15 protein-coding genes are annotated in these 17,541 nt (G+C 45.5%); 3 read left to right on the top strand and 12 right to left on the bottom strand.

Annotation, left to right across the window (positions count from 1 at the left end):
* Window positions 1-46 precede the first annotated feature (46 nt).
* The 3 genes from AM279_RS10995 to kynU form a co-directional block, all read right to left on the bottom strand.
* Window positions 47-1,366, bottom strand: coding sequence for a serine hydrolase domain-containing protein (locus tag AM279_RS10995; RefSeq protein ID WP_082344215.1), 1,320 nt, complete (start codon window positions 1,364-1,366; stop codon window positions 47-49).
* Window positions 1,367-1,401: 35 nt separating this feature from the next.
* Window positions 1,402-4,227: a DNA polymerase I gene (gene polA / locus AM279_RS10990; RefSeq protein WP_054408064.1), complete on the bottom strand. Its 2,826-nt coding sequence runs from the start codon at window positions 4,225-4,227 to the stop codon at window positions 1,402-1,404.
* A gap of 236 nt (window positions 4,228-4,463) precedes the next feature.
* Complete coding sequence (gene kynU, locus AM279_RS10985; protein WP_054408062.1) at window positions 4,464-5,747, bottom strand: kynureninase; 1,284 nt, start codon at window positions 5,745-5,747, stop codon at window positions 4,464-4,466.
* Window positions 5,748-5,845: 98 nt separating this feature from the next.
* Here kynU and AM279_RS10980 point away from each other — a divergent pair, with 98 nt between their 5' ends.
* Window positions 5,846-6,469, top strand: a complete 624-nt coding sequence (locus AM279_RS10980; RefSeq protein WP_054408060.1) for a hypothetical protein — start codon at window positions 5,846-5,848, stop codon at window positions 6,467-6,469.
* A gap of 53 nt (window positions 6,470-6,522) precedes the next feature.
* Here the strand turns inward: AM279_RS10980 and AM279_RS10975 are convergent, their stop codons facing one another.
* From AM279_RS10975 to AM279_RS10940, 7 genes are all read right to left on the bottom strand, one after another.
* A complete protein-coding gene (locus AM279_RS10975) occupies window positions 6,523-8,553 on the bottom strand; it encodes a M3 family metallopeptidase (protein WP_054410279.1) in 2,031 nt (676 codons plus the stop codon).
* Between the two features lie 327 nt (window positions 8,554-8,880).
* Window positions 8,881-9,099 carry a hypothetical protein gene (locus AM279_RS10965; protein ID WP_054408056.1) on the bottom strand — a complete coding sequence of 73 codons (219 nt, stop codon included), beginning with the start codon at window positions 9,097-9,099 and terminating at the stop codon, window positions 8,881-8,883.
* Window positions 9,100-9,146: 47 nt separating this feature from the next.
* Window positions 9,147-9,455, bottom strand: coding sequence for a hypothetical protein (locus tag AM279_RS10960; protein WP_143090293.1), 309 nt, complete (start codon window positions 9,453-9,455; stop codon window positions 9,147-9,149).
* Window positions 9,456-9,457: 2 nt separating this feature from the next.
* Window positions 9,458-9,943, bottom strand: a complete 486-nt coding sequence (purE, locus tag AM279_RS10955) for a 5-(carboxyamino)imidazole ribonucleotide mutase (protein WP_054408052.1) — start codon at window positions 9,941-9,943, stop codon at window positions 9,458-9,460.
* Window positions 9,944-10,023: 80 nt separating this feature from the next.
* The gene (locus AM279_RS10950) at window positions 10,024-11,142 is read right to left on the bottom strand and encodes a lactonase family protein (RefSeq protein WP_054408050.1); all 1,119 of its coding nucleotides are present in this window, start codon (window positions 11,140-11,142) and stop codon (window positions 10,024-10,026) included.
* Between the two features lie 61 nt (window positions 11,143-11,203).
* On the bottom strand, window positions 11,204-12,361 hold the full coding sequence (locus AM279_RS10945) for a 5-(carboxyamino)imidazole ribonucleotide synthase (protein WP_054408048.1): 1,158 nt from the start codon (window positions 12,359-12,361) through the stop codon (window positions 11,204-11,206).
* Between the two features lie 31 nt (window positions 12,362-12,392).
* Complete coding sequence (locus AM279_RS10940) at window positions 12,393-12,968, bottom strand: dihydrofolate reductase family protein (protein ID WP_054408047.1); 576 nt, start codon at window positions 12,966-12,968, stop codon at window positions 12,393-12,395.
* A gap of 194 nt (window positions 12,969-13,162) precedes the next feature.
* Between AM279_RS10940 and AM279_RS10935 the strand changes: the two genes are divergently transcribed.
* Together AM279_RS10935 and AM279_RS10930 are read left to right on the top strand one after the other, a co-directional pair.
* Window positions 13,163-14,626, top strand: coding sequence for a glycoside hydrolase family 130 protein (locus AM279_RS10935; RefSeq protein ID WP_054408045.1), 1,464 nt, complete (start codon window positions 13,163-13,165; stop codon window positions 14,624-14,626).
* Between the two features lie 337 nt (window positions 14,627-14,963).
* The gene (locus tag AM279_RS10930) at window positions 14,964-16,250 is read left to right on the top strand and encodes an MFS transporter (RefSeq protein WP_236688516.1); all 1,287 of its coding nucleotides are present in this window, start codon (window positions 14,964-14,966) and stop codon (window positions 16,248-16,250) included.
* Between the two features lie 65 nt (window positions 16,251-16,315).
* On the opposite strand, the gene AM279_RS10925 is transcribed toward AM279_RS10930, so the two are convergent.
* Together AM279_RS10925 and AM279_RS10920 are read right to left on the bottom strand one after the other, a co-directional pair.
* Complete coding sequence (locus AM279_RS10925) at window positions 16,316-16,879, bottom strand: hypothetical protein (RefSeq protein ID WP_054408043.1); 564 nt, start codon at window positions 16,877-16,879, stop codon at window positions 16,316-16,318.
* A gap of 172 nt (window positions 16,880-17,051) precedes the next feature.
* Window positions 17,052-17,450: a hypothetical protein gene (locus tag AM279_RS10920; protein WP_054408041.1), complete on the bottom strand. Its 399-nt coding sequence runs from the start codon at window positions 17,448-17,450 to the stop codon at window positions 17,052-17,054.
* Window positions 17,451-17,541 lie beyond the last annotated feature (91 nt).

The following is a 17,541-nucleotide window of genomic DNA, read 5'->3' as shown; positions in this document are numbered from 1 at the left end:
AAATATTGGTTTGTACAATTAGTAGCGCCGCTGCAAAAATGTTACACTAAATACGCGTAAAAACGGTATCTGTGCCGTTTTGCTTTAGGGTAAAAGTACCCTGTCCAAACTCAAGTATTATACCTGCGGCGTCGTGCGTAAAGGTGGTATCGCTAAGCGGCTCAACAAAAAATGTACCCTGGTCATCGGCGTGTATGCGCAATTGGCCATCTACCACATTTACATCTACATAAAAAGGCAGCGACTTGGTTGTATAGCGCCCTTCATAGTTTTTTAAAACAGCTGTAGCCACCTTAACTTCTTTAAACGTAGGGAAACGGAACGGCTGCTTGTAATAAATGCTCAGTATGCCGTTTACCAGTTCACTAATGTTGCAATCCTGTGCATTAAGCAGTAACGATACACTCACGCCTTCTTTAGGGTAGTGGCACACCAGCGATATATAGCCTTCAAGCGCGCCGGCCTGGCCTGCAAAACGCCTTTCTGCAAAAGGGTAGTACCAAATGCCAAGGCCGCTTGCCCCGGTACCTGGATCCATTAACGCAAGGGTTTCTTTTTTTACCACTTTGCCGCTGTAGAGGTCGGTTATAAATTTGGTGAGGTCTGCTGTGCTGCTTTGCATGCCCAGCGCCCCCCCGGCAACCGACTCGTGCCAGTCGTCCATGCGCTCCCATTTACCTTTTACAAGGCTGTAAGAGAAAGCCTCTTTTTTCTTAGGGTTTGGCTTGTTGAAAAAACCGGTATCTTTAAGCCCTAAGCTGTTTATAATGCGGTTGGTAATGTTTTCTTTAATGGTGTTGCCGGTAATATCCTGCACTATGTAGCCCAGCAGCAGGTAATCGGCAGCGCTGTACATATTTTTATCGCCCGGTGCAAAAGTGGCAGGCAGGGCAGTAATTTTACCCAGCATAAACTTGCGGTTTTGCAGGTTTTCTTTGTATTTGTCAAAACCCTCAGCCTTTGTATAATCAGCAATGCCGCTGGAGTGGTTAAGCATTTGCTTAATGGTTATAACATCGGCATTTGCCACATCAGGAAAATACTCGCTAAGTTTTGCGTCAAGCTTTAGTTTTTTTTCCTCAACAAGCTGAAGCACTACCGCTGCGGTAAACAATTCTGTAGCCTGGCCTATTTTGTATTTACTGTGGCCGTCGGCACGCGTTTGTGCCTGAATATCAATAAAGCCATAGCCTTTTTCAAACACCGTGCGGCCTTTTTCCTTTATGGTAAGCGCGCCCATTATCTTGCCGTTATTGTAATAATACAGCATGAGGCTGTCCAGTTTGGCAAATTTGCCCTTGTCATTTTGGGCAAATGCAGGCAGCAGCATTACAAAAGCGAGTAGTGTCAGGAGTGTTTTTTTCATATACTTTTTAACGGGCTCAATACAACATTATTGTATTAATGCGCCTCCAGCCAGTTTTCGCCTGTACCCATATCTACCTCAAGCGGTACGGCAAGCTGGAATGCGTTTTCCATTTCGTGCTTAATCATGGGTTTTATGCGCTCAATCTCGCTGTTGTGCACATCAAACACAAGTTCGTCATGCACCTGCAGCAGCATTTTGCTTTTCCAGGTGCCGTCGGTTAGCTGTTTCTGGATGTTAATCATGGCAATCTTGATGATGTCTGCCGCGCTGCCCTGTATAGGGGCGTTAACGGCGTTTCGTTCTGCAGCGCCACGCACTACGGCATTGGCAGAGTTTATGTCTTTAAGATACCTCCTGCGGCCCGAAATGGTGCTTACAAAGCCATTTTCTCGTGCCAGTTCTACCTGTTCGCCTATAAACTGGCGCAGCCTTGGGTAGGTAGCATAATAAGCATCAATAAGATCTTTAGATTCTGAACGCGTAAGTGAGGTTTGGTTACTAAGGCCAAATGCCGAAACACCATACACAATACCAAAGTTTACGGTTTTGGCATGGCTGCGCTGCTCACGGGTTACATCGGCCAATGCCACATTAAATACCTTTGCTGCGGTAGAAGCGTGAATGTCTTCTCCGTTTTGGAATGAGCGAATCATCTCCGGGTCGCCGCTAAGGGCAGCAATAATGCGCAGCTCAATTTGCGAGTAGTCGGCGCTTAGTATGGTGTATTCCTCGTTACGGGCAATGAACGCCTTGCGTATCTGCCTGCCGCGTTGCGTGCGGATGGGGATGTTTTGCAGGTTGGGGTTGTTGCTGCTCAGGCGACCTGTGGCGGCCACAGTTTGCATATAATCAGTATGTACGCGGCCTGTGGTGGGTTGTACCTGTGCGGGTAGCGCGTCTACATACGTGTTTTGAAGTTTTACCAACTGGCGCCACTCCAGCAGGTCGGCCACAATAGGGTTGTCGTTTGCAAGGTAAGAAAGCACCTCTTCGCCGGTGGCATACTGCCCGGTTTTGGTTTTCTTTTGCTTGCCGCCGCCTATCTTAAGCTTATCGAATAGTATTTCGCCAAGCTGCTTGGGAGACCCCAGGTTGAACGATTGCCCTGCTGCCTCATATATGCGTTGTTCAAGCACTTTTGCATCGCTGGCAAGCTCTGCAGAGAGTTCTTTAAGGTAAGATACGTTAAGGTTAATGCCCTCGGTTTCCATGCTTGCCAATACCGGCATAAGCGGAATTTCTATTTCGTCAAACAGCTTTTGGGTACCGGTGCGCTCTAACTCAGGTGCAAACAGTTCCTTTAGCTGTAGTGTTATATCGGCATCTTCAACGGCATACTCCTTAATCAGTTCCAGTTCTACATCGCGCATGCTTTTCTGTCCCTTGCCTTTTTTGCCAATAAGCGCCTCAATGGGCATAGGCGAATATTTAAGGTAGGTTTCGGCTAAAACATCCATACCGTGGCGCATATCAGGGTTTATAAGATAATGCGCAATCATGGTGTCGAAAAATTTACCCTTAACGGTAATGCCGTAGTTGGCCAGTATTTCAAGGTCATACTTAAGGTTTTGCCCTACTTTTTCTATGTTTTCCGATTCAAAGAAGGGGCGGAATTTCTCAACCAGCTCCTGTGCTTCATTCCGGTCTGCCGGTACGGGTACGTAAAAGCCCTTGCCTTTCTCCCAGCTGAACGATATGCCCACAAGCTCTGCGGTAAGCGTGTCAACTCCGGTAGTTTCAGTGTCAAAGCACACACTGGTTTGTTTTAGCAGGTTGTTTAGTAGCAGGTTTATTGCGAAACCTTCAGCTACCTGGTAGTGGTGGTCTGTAGTTTCGAGCGTGGCATAAAACCCATTGGTTCCGGCAGGTGCATCTTCGGCAGGTTCTCCAAATAGTGAGAATTGCTGGTCGTTTTTAGAAGCTGCGCGGGTTAAAGAAGGCTCCTGCGTGCTTATTTCATCATATTCTGCACCACCGGCAAACAGTTTCTGGAACTGCTCTGCCAGGCGGCGGAACTCAAGTTCGTTAAAAATAGCCTCAACCTTTGGGGCATCGGGCTTGGTAAGCTCGTAGTCGGTTTCGTCAAACTGCACATTGCAGTCGGTTATAATGGTAGCCAGCTTTTTAGAGAGGATACCCAGCTCTTTATTGGCTTCAATATTTTCTTTCATCTTACCTTTCAGCTCGTGTGTGTTGGCCAAAAGGTTTTCCATACTGCCATATTCCTTAAGGAATTTCTTGGCGGTTTTTTCGCCCACACCGGGAAGCCCGGGAATGTTGTCTACCGCATCGCCCATCATGCCCAAAAAGTCAACAACCTGTTCGGTACGTTCAATTTCAAAGCGTTCCAATACTTCGGGCACACCCCAAATTTCAATGCCATTGCCCAGGCGTGCAGGGCGGTACATAAAAATATTTTCGGTAACCAGCTGCGCATAGTCTTTATCGGGTGTAACCATAAATACCTGGTAACCCTGCTTTTCGGCCTGCTGTGCTACAGTGCCTATAAGGTCGTCTGCCTCGCAGCCTGCCAGCTCAATAACGGGTATGTGCATGGCTTTAAGTATTTCCTGAATATAGGGTACGGCAATCCTTATGGCTTCTGGTGTTTCATCGCGGTTTGCCTTGTAGGCTTCAAACATTTCGGTGCGCACGGCGCTGCCTTCTTTGTCAAATGCCACGGCAAGGTGGTCTGGCTTTTCACGTTTTATAACATCAAAAAGTGAGTTCATAAAGCCCAGTATGGCGCTGGTATCCATGCCTTTTGAGTTAATGCGCGGGTTTTTTATAAGTGCATAATAACCACGGAATATAAGCGCGTAAGCGTCGAGAAGGAAAAGCCTTTTTTGCTGTGACATGAGATTTGTATTTAGGTGTAAAAATAAACAAACCTGTTTACAAACCGAAATTATTAAAAAGGCAACACCCCAAGGCTAACCCAAATGCCCCGTGGTGTTGTATATATAGAGTTGATAGTGTTAGCAGTTGTGTGCCGTTTACTGTTTTCAAAATTACACGGCTGCTTCTGAAAAAAATGCTAACACAATCATAGGGTTTTTATAAAAAAAGGCCCCGCTGTGCGGAGCCCCTGATGTTATTTTTTGTGCGAAAGTATGCCGGCTTTAAGAACCTGGCCAAACTCATACATATCTTCATAAGAACAGTAGAATGGCACGGGTGCGAGGCGTATAACGTTTGGTTCGCGCCAGTCGACAATTACTCCTGCTTTCATAAGATAGTCAAACAAAGCCCTTCCTTCGCCGTGCAGGAAAACCGACAGCTGGCAGGCACGCTCAGCCGGTTCGGTAGGGGTAAGGATTTCGAAGTTACCGTGTACCTCATGGTCTATTTCGTGAAGTATAAACTCAAGGTAAGAGGTAATCTGGTCGCGTTTTTGTATCAGTGCAGGCATGCCCACCTCGTCAAACATTTCAACCGAGGCTAAATAAGGCGCAAGTGACAGTATAGGCAGGTTGCTTACCTGCCAGCCATCGGCACCACGAACGGGGTTAAACTGTGGCTCCATTAAAAAACGGCGCTCTTTGTTGTGGCCCCACCATCCGGCAAAACGCGGCAGGTCGAGATCGTTATGGTGCATTTCGTGCACAAAGCAGCCGCTGGCGTTGCCCGGGCCGCTGTTCATGTATTTGTAGCTGCACCATGCGGCAAAATCCACGTTCCAGTCGTGCAGTTCAAGGGCTATGTTTCCGGCGGCATGAGCAAGGTCCCACCCAACGTAAGCGCCTGCTGCCTGCCCCGCTTTGGTAATGGTTTTCATGTCAAAAACCTGGCCTGTGTAGTAGTTTACACCGCCTATAAGCACCAGGGCAAGCTCATCGCCCACCTGGTCTATAGTTGCCAAAACATCTTCAAGGCGAATGTTGTGCTCGCCCTTACGGCGTTTTATCTCTACAATGGCATCGGCCGGGTCAAACCCGTGGAATTTAACCTGGGTCTGAATCATGTACTGGTCGCTTGGAAAGGCTTTTTCCTCGCAAATAATCTTGTAGCGCTTTTTGATAGGCCTGTAAAAGCTTACCATAAGCAGGTGCAGGTTTACGGTAAGGGTATTCATTACGGTAACCTCACTGGGCAGCGCGCCTACAATTTTACTTAACGGTGCGGCAAAACGCTCCTGGTAGTCCCACCACGGCTTATCGGCATAAAAGTGGCCTTCTACGGCCAGTTTTGCCCAGTCGTCCATTACTTCATCAACATAGGCCTTAGTGCGCTTTGGCTGAAGCCCTAACGAGTTGCCGGTAAAGTAAATAACCTGTTTGCCGTTTACGTGCGGAAATATAAATTCGTCCCTGTACTTGGCCAGCTTGTCTTTTGCGTCAAGTTGTTGGGCGAATTCCCTTGTATTTTGAAAATCCATTTTGTTGTATGTGTGTTTGTCTGGCGTAAAAATACGGAATTCACAAAAATAAAGACAAAGCTTTATTGTTTTATATATTTGAAGTAAATCAACTCCTTATGAAATATTTTTATTACCTGTTGTTTCTTTTTTTGGTGGGATGTGTTAAAGAACATGAGCCAAAGATTGAGATTTATCTTTTAAAAGAAAAGATAGCATCAGATTATGGAATCCCGGTTTCTTCTATGGCTGAATATACTAAAATGGATGAAATTGAAAAGAGACTTTACAGGTTTACCAGGTATGATACAATTAATAAGGAATTAATTGATGGTGGCCCATTTAAGGTATCGTTAAGCGATTTGAATGATAATCCTTTAATTGAAGATAAGGATATAGTTGCATTTAATGTTAAAGATGAGTATGTAACCCTAACTGAGGAGGGATATTCCAAAATCAAGTCCTTTCAGGTGCCTTGTCAAACTCATCAGGTTGCAATAACAGCCAATAAGAAAGTTATACTGACTGCATATATACGCAGTGATTTATCTTCACAAAATTTACATTGGTATCAAATACCTACTTCTTATTCCGGTAATTTATCAGATAAAACTAAGCCTTATAAAAGTTTGAGGATAAATTTTGGAAGCTTAGACTGGAATGGTAAAGAAGTTGTGCCAAAACCTCCCTATCCTAAAGAATTTCTCGAAGCATTCCGAAAGACTAACCGCCTAAAAGAATAAACCCCACCGTTAGGCAGGGTCTGTCTATTATCTTGCATCTGTCATCTCTTAGTCTACACTAAAAGCCCCGCTCTTTTGAGCAGCGCCTCCGGCTTAGGCTCCTGCCCGCGGAAACGTTTGTACAGTTCCATAGGGTGTTCAGTGCCGCCTTTACTCAGCACAAATTCCTTGAATTTAGAGGCTGTCTCCTTATCAAAAATGCCTTTTTCCTTAAATACCTCAAAAGCGTCGGCATCCAGTACTTCGGCCCATTTGTAGCTGTAATAGCCAGACGAATACCCGCCCTGGAAAATGTGGCTAAAGGCAGTGCTCATGGCGTTTTCGGCAACGTCAGGGTATAGGGTAGTGGCGGCAAACTCTTTGGTTTCAAAGTCTTTAAGGCTTGTAATGTGCGATGGGTCTTCACTATGCCAGCCCATATCCAGCAGGCCAAAGCTTAGCTGGCGCAGGGTTGCCATACCTTCCTGGAAACTGGCGCTTTCCTTAATTTTTTCGATATATTCAAGCGGAATAAGTTCGCCGGTTTCATAATGATGGGCAAACAGTGCCAGGGCATCGGGCTCATAGCACCAGTTTTCCATAACCTGGCTGGGAAGCTCTACAAAATCCCAGTACACGCTGGTACCGCTAAGGCTTGGATAGATTGTATCTGCCAACATGCCGTGCAACGCGTGCCCAAACTCATGGAACAGCGTGGTAACCTCATTAAACGTCAATAAGCTTGGCTTGCTTGCGGTAGGCTTGGTAAAGTTGCACACAATGCTCACGTGCGGACGCTCGTTTACACCTTCAATAACATATTGTGACTTGAACGACGTCATCCAGGCACCGTTGCGCTTGCCCTTACGGGGAAAGAAATCGGCATAAAATATGGATACCAGGTTGCCGTTTTCGTCTTTTACTTCATACGTAGTGACGTCTTTGTGGTAAGTGTCAATATCTTTAACCTCCTCAAACGTAAGGCTGTACAGTTTACCTGCTATGGTAAAGGCACCATTCAGCACATTTTCCAGCTTAAAGTAAGGCTTAAGCTTTTCATCGTCAAGGTTAAAGAGCTTTTGCTTCAGCTTTTCGCTGTAGTAAGCTCCGTCCCATTTTTCAAGGCGGTCAATACCGTCAAGGTCTTTTGCGAATGACGAAAGCTGTGCAAACTCGCGTTCTGCAGCTGGTTTGGCTTTGGCCAATAAATCATTCAGGAACGATTTTACCTTATCGGGATGTTCGGCCATGCGCTCTTCCAACACAAAGTGTGCGTGGGAGTTGTAGCCCAGCAATGCCGCACGCTCATGGCGCAGTTTGGCAATGCGCAGTACAATTTGCTCGTTGTTGTATTCGTTCTGCTGGAAGCCTTTAGACCCGAAAGCAATGGCAAGCTTTTTACGCAGGTCACGGTTTTCGGCATACGTCATAAACGGAATATAGCTGGGGTAATCAAGTGTAAATATCCAGCCTTCTTTTTCCTGGCTTGCGGCGGTTTCCTTTGCAGCCTCGATAGCACCTTCTGGCAGGCCGGCAAGGTCTTTCTCGTCGGTTATGTGCAGGCTGAAGGCATTGGTTTCGTGCAATACATTCTCTCCAAATTCAAGGCTTAGCTTACTTAGTTCTTTGTCAATCTCGCGAAGTTGGTTCTTTTTATCTTCAGGCAGGTTGGCGCCGTTACGGCTAAAGCCTTTGTATTGCTTGTCCAGTAGCGTGGTTTGTTCCGGGGTAAGGTTCAGATTGTCTTTTTGCTCATAAACGGCTTTAACACGCTTAAACAGGTCTGCATTAAGACGTATGTCGTTGCCAAATTCCGATAATAATGGCGAAACCTCCTGTGCTATCTGCTGAATTTCATCGTTTGTCTCGGCCGAGTGCAGGTTAAAAAAGATGTTTGAAACACGGTCCAGGTTATCGCCGCTGTAGCTCATGGCGGCAATAGTGTTTTCAAACGTGGCCAGTTCAGGGTTGTTAACTATGTCGTCAACTTCTTTACGGGCTTTTTCAATAGCCGCCTTAAAAGCGGGAAGGAAGTCTTCGGTTTTTATGCCGCTAAACGGTGCGGTATCGTGTTTTGTATTGAATTTTTGATTGAGTATGTTCATAATAGTATTAGATGCGGCCATAGTATTTCCGTATCTCTTTATTTATTGATTTAAAACTGCTGCGGTTATCGAATAAAGTAATAACTTCAATTTGATTATTCACAATCCTGTATAATAGTGAAGTTTGTTTGGTAATAATGCATAAATGTAAGTTTCTAAAGCTTTTAGACTTTACACAACTTTCAGGATAAACCGATATATGATTAAGTTTTTTGTCGAGGATAACCTTAAAATCGTCTTTAACCTTTACTGACCATTCTTCTATAAGATACAAAAGAAGCTCAATAAGCTTCTTTTCTGCTAAAGGAGAAAAATGTAGGCTATACATTAAGGTAGTTTCTTTTTAAGATCTTCCCAACTAATGCTCTCCCCGCGGTCAAGCTGTTCTATACCGTATTGGATTTCAAGTTTTTGGTCTTCAGTAAATTCATCATAAAAGTCTTTTCGCTCTTTGTTGATGAGTTTGCGCACCTTTTCTACTAATTTAGAATCTTCTAAATCAAGAACCATCTTAGCTACTTCTATTTTAGATGTCTGGATGTCCATTGCAATTTGTTTTTACCAAAGTTACAAAATTTTGCAATCGCCTTTTCTTAATTTTTAAGCGAGTCGGCTTCAATACGTTCAACATAAATAGTATCAGTAGTGAAGCGCCTGTTGTTGTAGTTTTGGGCACCCATATCAACACCATTTACATCGTTAAAGCTTTTGAATTTAGAAGGTTTTTCAAGGTAAACGGTGTCGGTTTTGAAGCGCTTATTGTTGTAATTCTGTGCGCCCATATTAACAGATTGCACTTCGCTTAAGGGTTTGTACATGGGCTCTGTGGTAGCTATGGTCTTCTGGCTCTGGCAGCCAACGGCCATACTTATAACTGCGACAAGAATTACAACATATTTCATAACTATTTGTTTTTAAGGTTGTCTGATGCTTTGTTTACAGCGTCTTTCAACCCCAATTTATAAGCTATTATTTTGGCCTGAACCAGCTTGTCATGGCTTCCTAAAATTTGCGCTGCAAGTATACCGGCATTCTTTGCACCATTAAGGGCTACCGTTGCAACCGGCACGCCACCAGGCATTTGCAGGATAGAAAGCACGCTGTCCCACCCGTCTATACTGTTGCTTGATTTAACCGGAACACCTATTACCGGTAGCGGACTCATACTGGCCACCATACCCGGAAGGTGGGCTGCCCCGCCTGCACCTGCTATAATAACATTAACGCCGTTTGTGTGGGCTGTAGTGCTAAATTCAAAAAGTTTTTCGGGCGTGCGGTGGGCCGAAACAATATCAACCTCAGTCTCAATACCAAATTCTTTTAATATATCTATGGCATCCTGCATTACCGGCATATCGCTAATGCTGCCCATTATAATAGCTACTTTCATGTAACGTGTTTGTAGTTTGTTGTTTAGGTTTTTCCGTTAGCGGAATTTAAAATCATGCTAATGTAAGCAAAGTAAATGTATTATCTATATTCTCTCGCCACAACGGTGGTAACATTCTTAAGCCCCGCTACTGTTGTAATGTATTCAAGCAACCCTGTTTTTGCGTCACGTTTAAAAACGGTTGCCGAAGACGAATTTACATTAGCCACAATCAGGAATTTACCCGATGGGTTTATTGTAAACGTACGCGGGTGCAGTCCCTGTGTGGGTTCGTAGCCCAAGAGTGTAAGGATCCCGTCTTTAGCAATACTATAAATGGCAATGTTGTTTTGCGAGCCCCGGTTTGAAGCATATAAGAACCTGCCGTCTGGCGTAATATGCACATCTGAGCTTTCATAGTCTTCAGATTCAAGGCTTTCCGGATGGGTGGCAATGCGTTGCAGGGGTGAGAGTGTGCTGTTGTTGTAACTGTAAACGCTAACAGCCCCTGCTATTTCTTCTACGCAATAGGCCCATTTGCCGTTAGGGTGAAAGGCAAGGTGTCGCGGCCCGCTGCCGGATATGGTTTTGATAAAGCTTTCGTCCTGAAGTGGTTGCTTTTCGGTGGGGTCAAACCTGAAGGTGTGTATTTTATCTGCACCCAAATCAGGGAGAAAGAGGCTTTTGCCATCAGGGGAAAATAGTGCGGAATGCACATGGGCTTTTTCCTGGCGTTTAGGGTTTATACTGCCTTCGGTATAGCTAAAATGCTGTGTTGCTTTGCCTATGCTGCCATCAGCATTAATGGGGTACAGCGTTGCACCGGCATCGGTATAATTGGCTTCAGCCAGCCATTTTCCATCGGGGTGAACCGATACATACACAGGGTTTTCGCCTTGGCTTGGTTGGCTGTTTATAAAGGTTAGCGATGCATTTTTGGGGTTGAACCTAAAGCTGCTCACACTGCCTGCACCGGGCGTTTTGCTTTCGGTTATACTATAAAGTGTATTGCCGTTGGGCGAAAGGGTTATGTAAGATGGGTTTAGTATGCTGTTAAGGGTGCTTGCTTTGGTGAGGTTACCACTCACAGTATCAAGTGTAAATACATACAGCCCAGCCTGTTCCTTATCCCAATTGTAAGAGCCAAAGAACACATACGTCTGTCCAAAACATGGTAATGCAATGAAAAGGATTATGTAAATCAGTAGTTTATATCTCATAGTGTAAAACAAAAGAGGCTGCTAAAATAAGCAACCTCCTGTTAATATTTAATTTTCAGGCTTACTGAATACTGATAACCCTGATACTGTTTTTTACCTCTTCGGCAATTTTTCGGGCAACCGCAATATCTTCATTTACAATAGTTACGTGTCCCATTTTACGGAATGGCCTGGTTTGTTTCTTGCCGTAAATGTGCGGGGTAACGCCATCCTGAGCCATGATTTTCTCAATATTTTCATACACCACGTTGCCGCTGTAGCCTTCAGCGCCTACAAGGTTTACCATGATACCGGCCACTTTGCTGTCGGTATTACCAAGTGGTAGGTCTAAAATAGCGCGCAGGTGCTGCTCAAACTGGCTGGTATAGCTGGCTTCAATGCTGTAATGCCCGCTGTTGTGCGGCCTTGGCGCAACCTCGTTAACCAGTATTTCATCGTCTGCTGTCTGGAACATCTCAACGGCAAGCAATCCCACGTGGTTAAAGGCTTCGCTCACGTTAAGGGCTATTTCGCGGGCTTTTTGGGCCACTGCATCGTCAATACGGGCAGGGCAGATAACATATTCCACCTGGTTGGCCTCCGGGTGAAATTCCATCTCCACCACTGGGTAGGTCTTTATTTCGCCTTTCGGGTTGCGGGCTACAATAACCGCAAGTTCGTTCTTAAACGGAATCATAGTCTCTGCAATGCACTGAACGTCAGGTAGCCCGTTAAAGCTTTCGCTGTTGCGGATAACCTTTACTCCGTTACCGTCATAGCCGCCTTCGGTGCTTTTCCAAACAAAAGGTATGGTAATTTGCCCGGCTGCAACAGCCTCCTGCAGAGCGGTTAACGACTCAAAACGGGTGTAAGGCGCTGTAGGGATATTGTTTGCGTTATAAAAGTCTTTCTGGGTACCTTTATTCTGAATCTGCTTTAATGTTTTAGGGGAAGGATATACCTTAATGCCTTCGCTTTCAAGCTTTTCAAGGGCTTCTACGTTAACGTGCTCAATTTCAAAAGTAAGCACATCTACCTGTTTGCCAAAGTTATATACGGTATCAAAATCCATAAGGCTGCCCTGTACAAAAACGTTGCTGCCTATCTTGCAGGGCGCATCATTACTGGGGTCAAGCACATAGGTCTGGATATCAAATTTGCGGGTATCAGTCAGCATCATCTTGCCCAGCTGGCCGCCGCCAAGTATACCCAGCTTAAAATCAGAAGAAAAATAGTTCATTGTTGTGTTGTTTCAGCCCCAAAGATACTAATTATTTGGCGTTTCGCGGCCTGTATTTTAACGACACCACTCCTGTGGGAAACGTTTCATAACCAAATAGTTCCATGTCTAACAGTTCCATGCCTTCCGGCAGAAAGTGCTTGCCTGTACCCACAAAAGCGGGTGCTACGGTAAGGTGGTACTCATCGGGCAGGCCGGCTTCGGCAAGGGTGCTGCACAGGCTCAGGCTGCCCCACAGTATCAGGTCTTTGCCGGGCTGCTGCTTAAGGTTTTGCACATATTCTACGGCATTTTCGCTTACAACCGTGGCAGGCTCCCAATTACCCCATGGTGCCGATTCTAACGTGTTTGAAAACACTATTTTAGGTATGGTATTAAGCGCCGGGCCTACGGGTTCTTTGGCCGGGTCAACATCGGGCCAGTAGTTAATAAACATCTTGTAGGTATTGGCACCCAGCAGTATAGTGTCAATGTTTTCAAGCAGTTGCAGCTCGTTTTCGGTCCAGCCTTCGTTATACTTTTCGTCTTCAAAAAAGGCGGTTGTACCGTTGCGGTCGCTGGCAAAACCGTCGGCCGATATCCATTGCTGTACAATTAGCTTTCTCATAAGTTGTTGTTTTTTATAAAGTTACGTGTTGGTGGTTATGAGGATAGCCAATGTTCTGTGAAATAAACCGGTGCAGGTGTTAAAAATCCTTGTAGTATTTTTCACTAAATTTTAGCATTTAAAGTCTTACAGGGCTTGCGAAATATGTGTAATTTAGGCTTTTACAAATATTTAGCAACCTAATGTAACCGTGTATGAGACTATCTGTTGAACGTAAGCCTGTAAAGGTACTGCCTGATACCAAGCGTGTTATAGCCCGTTACTTCTTTAATGGAGAGGAGCGCGCTATTGAGTTGGTTAAGAAGATTTTAGAGCTAAGCAAAGAAGAAATAGCCGGTCTCATCCTGCCCCTGTTGCAGGACTTCAGCAAGCGCCACCGCAACATAACCCGTAAGCTGCTGCGCAATTCCGAAAGGGTAAAGCGCTATGTAAACGCCGCCGGATATGAATATGATAAGCTTGATGAATACTGTAAGTTGTTGATTGGTAGTTATTTTACGCACGAGTATTCTATCGAGTCCGCTGCGTTTTTTAACCCAAGCATTGTGCCCGACCCCGACCAAACCAACCTTGAAGAAGGCCAGCTGCGCGTTATCATCAGCTTCAGGGCAGTGGGAGAGGGGCACGTGTCATCTGTAGTGTTCCGTAGGGCGATAATTGACCGCGATAATAATATAACTGTCATTCCTGCAGGTATTTACATAGATGAGGCAGAAAAAGTGCACAACGTTATGTACCAGAAAAGGCTGTTTTTAAAGAAGGCTGAGGAAGCCGACCTCAACCAGGAATTCCTGGATATGGTGTCTGACAAACTTGAAGACCGCTTTGATTATGAGCAGCTTAAGCGGGTAGTGGGCGAGGCCCGTGCCACCGAAGACGACCCCGAAGTACTGCGACAGTACTATTTAATCCTTGCATTATCAGATAGTTACAGGCGTATAACCTTTAGTAAGGATACCGATATTTCCGACAGGGTTATCTTCCCTATATCCGACTTTGAAAGTAAGGGTATTGAGGATGCCCGCTTTGTGCTTTTTACTGACGAAAACGGCAAAAAAACCTACTATGCTACCTATACAGCTTATGATGGTGTGCACATAATGCCCAAGTTATTAAAGACTTACGATTTTTACGACTTCAAAACCAGCCCCCTTAACGGTGCCGGTGCCAAGAACAAGAACCTTGCGCTGTTTCCGCGTAAGATAAACGGCAAGTTTGCCATGCTAAGCCGTATAGACGGATGGAATAACTACCTGATGTACAGCGATAATATCAATGAATGGGACGACCCTATCAAGATACAGAGCCCTGAATACCACTGGGAATTCACCCAGATAGGCAACTGCGGCTCACCCATTGAAACCGAGTGCGGCTGGCTGGTAATTACCCACTCAGTGGGCAGTATGAGGCGCTACAGCATAGGGGCATCGCTGCTTGATTTAAACGACCCAAGCATAGAAATAGGCAGGTTGAAAGACCCGCTTATAGTGCCAAACCCCGATGAACGAGAGGGTTACGTGCCAAATGTGGTGTACAGCTGTGGTAGTATTATCCATGGCGATGAGCTTATAGTGCCATATGGCCTTAGCGACCACAGCTCCGGATTTGCCACTTTAAAACTGCAAACCCTGCTCGACAGGCTTAAAAGTGGTGGATGATTTAAAACTCAGTAAAATCTTACGTTTTAAGATAATTTTAACGCTAATTTTTCACTTTCGGAACTTGGATTCACGGTGTGAAATATTTTTTTAGCGGAAATTTTTTCTTTGCCACGAATTGCACCAATTTTCACAAATCAAAATTTGAGAAATTAGTGTAATTCGTGGCTTGATTTTTAATTTTGCTACCTGCTACCTGCTACCTGCTACCTGCTACCTGCTACCTGCTACCTGCTACCTGCTACCTGCTACCTGCCACTTCTTCAAAACAATTTAACACAACCCCGCCCCATCATCCCGTCATCCCGCCGTATCTTTACGCACAAACACAACTACTATGGATAACGGCATGGCCGGCGACAGGCCGGTTGGGTTCTTCGGTAAGAACCCCGTACTAAAAAACCGCGAGTTCCGCTGGTTCCTTGCCATACGCTTTGGGCTCATGTTTGCCCTTAACATGCAAATCACTACTATATTTTACTGGGTATACCACATAACGCGCGATAAGCTCTCGCTTGGGCTTGTGGGCCTTGCCGAGGTTATACCGGCCGTGGGCTGCTCGCTCATAGCCGGACACTTTGTAGACCTTGCCGAAAAACGCAAAATGGTGCTGTTCTGCATCTCGGCCTATGTGCTGCTGGGCGTGAGCCTGTTTAGCCTTACCACACCCTATTTGCACGGCGCTTTGGGTACGCAAACCACCCTGTGGTGCATTTATGTGCTGGTGTTTACCGGTGGGGTAATCAGGTCGTTTATGGGGCCGTCAGTCTTTTCATTGTTCGGGCTCGTGGTGCAGGACAAAAAGCTGTACCCCAACGGCACCAGCTGGAGCAGTATGGCCATGCAGCTGGGTTCGGTAATGGGGCCGCTGGTAGCCGGGGTAATGATAGCGCTTGACGGAGCGCTGACCGGTATGTTTACCGTGTGTATAGTACAAATACTGCTGTTGGTGCCCATACTCAACATAAAGCGCAAGCCGGTTATCAAAAAAGAGAAAGAACCCATACTCAGCAGCCTCTCGCAGGGGCTACGGTTTGTGGTAAGCACCCCGGCGCTGCTTGGCGCACAGCTGCTCGATATGTTCAGCGTGCTGTTTGGCGGGGCGGTGGCGCTGCTGCCCGTATACCAAACCGAGATTTTACATACCGATACCGTGGGCTTCGGCCTGTTGCGCTCGGCGCCCGGCATAGGGGCACTCTGCACCCTTGGGCTGCTGGCGTTTATACCCCTGCGCACCAACCCCGGAAAAAAACTGTTTGCAGCCGTAACGGGTTTTGCCCTGTGCATTATAACCTTTGGGCTATCAACCAACTTGTGGCTGTCATTCTTTGCGCTGCTGTTTAGCGGTATGTTCGATGCCGTTAGTGTAGTGGTGCGCAGTACCATCCTTCAGCTCGTAACGCCCGACCACATGCGGGGGCGCGTGGCATCGGTCAATACCATATTTGTGAGCAGCAGTAACGAGCTTGGCGATTTTGAAAGCGGCGTTATGGCACACTGGCTGGGCACGGTACGGGCAGTAGTAACGGGTGGCTGCCTAACGCTGGGTGTGGTGCTGGTAACATTTTTCAGTGCACCGCAGCTACGCAACTTCAGCTTTGAGCAGGAGCCTAAAAAAGAATAGGGCTATACTATCGGAAGATGAAAAATGATTGCAATGAAACCATTTTTGAGACACACAAAACGTTGCTACTTTGTAATGTTGCTACTTTGCAACTTTAAAAGAACCTCCTTAGCCGCCGCCTTATAAGCCGCTGTGTGTTTTACAAAATCTTCGCTCAGTATGCGTTGCAGTTCGGGGTGTACCCAGTCTTCATTTTTACCAAGTATGTACAGCGCCCGCATGGCATAGGCCTTGGTGGCTACCTTGTCATTTGGGGCTATGAGCCAGTCAAAACAGGCCTCGGTAATGTGTTGCAGGTGCCTGCCGTTTAAAAAACCGGGGTGTTTTTGGTTATGGCCTACAGTAAACAGGCATATTTTGGAAACCGACCGTATGGCGCCCTCGTGTTTATAACCGGTAAGCGTGTTGCAAAAAGTATCAAGGTAAGGGGCAAGCCAATCGATATGCCGTTCTAAAACCAGTTCCAGGCTCCAGCAGGCTTTGTGGTGGTTTTTGTTTGATGTATCCAGGGCCATTTCCATAAGTTCGGCCAGCAGGGCGGGTGTGCTAAAGACCATGCCGCTAATCACATCGCGAATGGGCCGGTGGGCAGTGCTGTTGGCTACCTCTATCTGGAAAGGCGTAGGCATAATGCAGGTTTTAGGCTAAAATAATAAAACCGGGGCTATAACCCCGGTTTTATAAATTGATTGGTTGGTTTGAACGCTTATTAAAAAGCTCATGCTAAGGTAAGTATCCCATAAAACAGTTGGAATCTCTTTAACCAAAAATTAACATAAAAACCGGGATAATAATCCCGGTTTATGATGGCCCCAGTATATATTTTAACTGTTCTTCTTCTGTTGCCTTGGCCCAGGCATCAAAATAAGCTGCATTTTCTTCATAAAACTTCTTCCCGGTTTCTATATATTTTGCCATGTATTGTTCTGCTTCCTCATAGTTTTTAAAAGCAGTCTTATCAAGATTGTCTTTTATCCACCCGAGCCATCCATCAGTATTATCAAACCGTTCTTTGATTTCAGAATCAGGGTCAGGATCCATTTTTTCTATAATAAGGTCAAACGCTTTTTGATAACTAAGGTAACTCATACTGTTTTTTGCTTTTTCGTAGTTAACAGCCAAAGCGCTTTTTTCCTGTTTTTGCTGTGCGCTAACCAAATTAGCTATGAGAAGCAAAAGTGTAATGATGCATTTTTTCATAAGGAGTGAAGATTGATTTAAGATAGCTTAAAAGCTTGTTGCTAAGTTAGATATCGCTATAAGCGCTCAGCATCTCTTTAACCAAAAATTA

The organism is Flavobacterium akiainvivens, assembly GCF_001278115.1.
GTDB classification, from domain to species: Bacteria; Bacteroidota; Bacteroidia; order Flavobacteriales; family Flavobacteriaceae; genus Flavobacterium; species Flavobacterium akiainvivens.
Note: the sequence above shows the minus strand (reverse complement) of the source record. Positions and strands in the feature narration are given on the sequence as shown.

What these genes read in the sequence shown, in the direction of transcription:
- AM279_RS10920 (WP_054408041.1), bottom strand. Translation starts at nt 17,450, where the DNA reads ATGAAAAAATGCATCATTACACTTTTGCTTCTCATAGCTAATTTGGTT.
- AM279_RS10980 (WP_054408060.1), top strand. Translation starts at nt 5,846, where the DNA reads ATGAAATATTTTTATTACCTGTTGTTTCTTTTTTTGGTGGGATGTGTT.
- AM279_RS10945 (WP_054408048.1), bottom strand. Translation starts at nt 12,361, where the DNA reads ATGAACTATTTTTCTTCTGATTTTAAGCTGGGTATACTTGGCGGCGGC.
- purE (WP_054408052.1), bottom strand. Translation starts at nt 9,943, where the DNA reads ATGAAAGTAGCTATTATAATGGGCAGCATTAGCGATATGCCGGTAATG.
- AM279_RS10930 (WP_236688516.1), top strand. Translation starts at nt 14,964, where the DNA reads ATGGATAACGGCATGGCCGGCGACAGGCCGGTTGGGTTCTTCGGTAAG.
- AM279_RS10960 (WP_143090293.1), bottom strand. Translation starts at nt 9,455, where the DNA reads ATGAAATATGTTGTAATTCTTGTCGCAGTTATAAGTATGGCCGTTGGC.
- AM279_RS10975 (WP_054410279.1), bottom strand. Translation starts at nt 8,553, where the DNA reads ATGAACATACTCAATCAAAAATTCAATACAAAACACGATACCGCACCG.
- AM279_RS10995 (WP_082344215.1), bottom strand. Translation starts at nt 1,366, where the DNA reads ATGAAAAAAACACTCCTGACACTACTCGCTTTTGTAATGCTGCTGCCT.
- polA (WP_054408064.1), bottom strand. Translation starts at nt 4,227, where the DNA reads ATGTCACAGCAAAAAAGGCTTTTCCTTCTCGACGCTTACGCGCTTATA.
- AM279_RS10935 (WP_054408045.1), top strand. Translation starts at nt 13,163, where the DNA reads ATGAGACTATCTGTTGAACGTAAGCCTGTAAAGGTACTGCCTGATACC.
- AM279_RS10965 (WP_054408056.1), bottom strand. Translation starts at nt 9,099, where the DNA reads ATGGACATCCAGACATCTAAAATAGAAGTAGCTAAGATGGTTCTTGAT.
- AM279_RS10925 (WP_054408043.1), bottom strand. Translation starts at nt 16,879, where the DNA reads ATGCCTACGCCTTTCCAGATAGAGGTAGCCAACAGCACTGCCCACCGG.
- kynU (WP_054408062.1), bottom strand. Translation starts at nt 5,747, where the DNA reads ATGGATTTTCAAAATACAAGGGAATTCGCCCAACAACTTGACGCAAAA.
- AM279_RS10940 (WP_054408047.1), bottom strand. Translation starts at nt 12,968, where the DNA reads ATGAGAAAGCTAATTGTACAGCAATGGATATCGGCCGACGGTTTTGCC.
- AM279_RS10950 (WP_054408050.1), bottom strand. Translation starts at nt 11,142, where the DNA reads ATGAGATATAAACTACTGATTTACATAATCCTTTTCATTGCATTACCA.